Below are 2,634 nucleotides of genomic sequence, written 5' to 3'. Positions count from 1 at the left end.
GCGGCTGAACCCAAACAGCTCCGCCGTCGCCCGGGCCCTCGCGGCCGCCGCCCGTGCCTGCAGCCGCGCCCGGCTCTGCAGGTTCGAGGTGACGACCGAGACCACCAGGAAGAACACCAGCGTGGTGACGTTCGACGGATCGGCGATCACCAGGCTGTACAGCGGCGGCAGGAAGAAGAAGTTGACCGCGAAGACGCTGAGCAGCGAGGCGAAGATCGACGGCCCCAGCCCGTAGCGCGCGGCGCAGAACAGCACCGGCAGCAGGAACACCAGGGCGATGCTGTTGGTGGTGGCGGCGAAGGCGACGAGATGGGCGGCGGCGGTGGTGGCCGCGACACCAACCGCGGCCACCAGATAGGGCCGCGGGTCGATGCCGGCATCGGCCGGGCGGGTCTGGATCCGCTCCGCGCCGGGCTGGCCCTCCATCTCCTCCCCCGCCATGACGTGGACGGAGATGGTGCCGGCCTTCCGCACCAGTTCGTGCACAACCGAGCCGTGCAGCAGCTCGAACCAGCGCGGCCGGTCGGATTTGCCGATGACGATCTGGGTGATGTTGTTGCGCCGGGCATAGGTCAGGATCTCGGCGACGATGTCGTTGGCCGGGATCGTCACCGTCTCGCCGCCCAGCTTCTCCGCCAGCAGCAGGACGCGGGCGATGCGGTCGCGCTCGGCCTCGCCCAGCCGGTGGTGGCGCGAGCCTTCGATGTAGACGGCGACCCAGCGCGCGCCCAGCCGGTCGGCGACGCGGCGGGCGTAGCGCACCAGCGCCTCGCTGTTCGGCGCCTCGCTGACGCAGACCATGATGCGGTCGCCGGCGGCCCAGGGGCCGGTGATGGCATGGGCGCGCATATAGCCCAGCATCTGGTCGTCGACCCGCTGGGCGGTGCGGCGCAGCGCCAGCTCGCGCAGCGCGGTCAGGTTGCCGGGCTTGAAGAAATGGTCGACCGCGCGGCGCGCCTGGTCGCGGATATAGACCTTGCCCTCGGCCAGCCGCTTCTGCAGGTCCTCCGGCGTCAGGTCGATCAGCTCGATCTCGTCGGCGCCGTCGATCCAGGAATCCGGCACCGTCTCGCGCACCCGGATGCGGGTGATCTGGGCGACGACGTCGTTCAGGCTCTCGACATGCTGGATGTTCAGCGTGGTCCAGACATCGATGCCGGCATCCAGGATCTCCTCGACATCCTGGTAGCGCTTGTCGTGCCGGCTGCCGGGGGCGTTGCTGTGCGCCAGCTCGTCGACCAGCACCAGGGCCGGCCTGCGCGCCAGGATGGCGTCGAGGTCCATCTCCTGCAGCGTGCGGCCGCGATGCTCGACCGGGCGGCGGGCGATGATCTCGAAGCCGCCAACCAGGGCCTGGGTCTCGGCCCGGCCATGGGTCTCGACCACGCCGATGACGACGTCGATCCCGTCGCGCCGCCGCGCGGCGCCCTGGGACAGCATCTCATAGGTCTTGCCGACGCCGGGCGCCGCCCCGAGGAAGATCTTGAGGCGGCCGCGGGTTTTCGCGACCGCCTCGAGCAGAGCTTCCGGCGAGGGACGATGATCGTCGTCGGACCGATCGGTCAGTGACATTGGGCCAGGATGACTACGGGGGCGTCAGCCCGTCCAGCGCCATGTTGAGCTGCAGGACATTGACCCGCGGCTCGCCGATCAGGCCCAGCAGCCGGCCGCTGGTCGCGCCCTGCACCAGCTGGCGCACCTTGTCCGCCGGCAGGTTGCGGGCGGCGGCGACCCGGGCGACCTGCAGCTCGGCATTGGCCGGGCTGATGTCCGGGTCGAGGCCTGAGGCCGAGCTGGTGACCATGTCGGCCGGCGGGTTGTGGATGCCCTGCGCCGCCAGCGCGTCGACATCGCCCTTCACCCGGTCGGCCAGGGCCTGGCTGGTCGGGCCGAGGTTGGAGCCGGCCGAGTTGGCGGCGTTGTAGGGCTGCGCGATCGACTTGCTCGGGTCGTTCGGGTCGGTGCCCGAGGTTGCCGAGATGCGGCCGTGGAAGTACTTCTCGCTGGTGAAGTTCTGGCCGATCAGGGCGGCGCCGATGACGGTGCCGTCGGCGCGCTTCACCAGGCTGCCATTGGCCTGGGCCGGGAACAGCCCCTGGGTCACGCCGGTCATGGCGAAGGGGTAGGCGATGCCGGTGAGGATCGTCAGCAGGACGATCATCACGATGGCGGGACGGATCTGGTTCAGCATAGTGGCCTCACGCCAGGCCGAGGGCGGTGACGATCAGGTCGATCGCCTTGATCCCGACGAACGGGATGATGATGCCGCCCAGGCCGTAGATCAGAAGGTTGCGCCGCAGCAGCGCGGCCGCGCTCAGCGCCCGGTAGCGGACGCCGCGCAGCGCCAGCGGGATCAGGGCGATGATGATCAGCGCGTTGAAGATGATCGCCGACAGGATCGCGCTCTGCGGCGAGTGCAGGTCCATGACGTTGAGCACCCCGAGCTGCGGGTAGAAGGCCAGGAACATCGCCGGGATGATGGCGAAGTACTTGGCCACGTCGTTGGCGATCGAGAAGGTGGTCAGGGCGCCGCGGGTGATCAGCAGCTGCTTGCCGATGCCCACCACCTCGATCAGCTTGGTCGGGTCGCTGTCGAGGTCGACCATGTTGCCGGCCTCGCGCGCCGCCACCGTG

The 2,634-nt window shown here is 69.7% G+C and carries 2 protein-coding genes and 1 pseudogene; all 3 read right to left on the bottom strand.

Annotation, left to right across the window (positions count from 1 at the left end):
* A partial coding sequence (locus ABDW35_RS35275) for a DUF4118 domain-containing protein (protein WP_343718505.1) occupies positions 1-1,572 on the bottom strand: 1,572 nt, incomplete at its 3' end.
* 13 nt (positions 1,573-1,585) lie between these two features.
* Positions 1,586-2,191, bottom strand: a complete 606-nt coding sequence (gene kdpC / locus ABDW35_RS35270; protein WP_343718504.1) for a potassium-transporting ATPase subunit KdpC — start codon at positions 2,189-2,191, stop codon at positions 1,586-1,588.
* Between the two features lie 7 nt (positions 2,192-2,198).
* Positions 2,199-2,634 (bottom strand): annotated as a pseudogene (locus tag ABDW35_RS35265) (potassium-transporting ATPase subunit B); the annotation flags it as partial.

It is taken from the genome of Inquilinus sp. (genome assembly GCF_039594555.1).
In the GTDB taxonomy this organism is placed as follows: Bacteria; Pseudomonadota; Alphaproteobacteria; order DSM-16000; family Inquilinaceae; genus Inquilinus.
The sequence above is the reverse complement of the archived record's forward strand: the minus strand, read 5'-3'. Positions and strand labels throughout refer to the sequence as shown.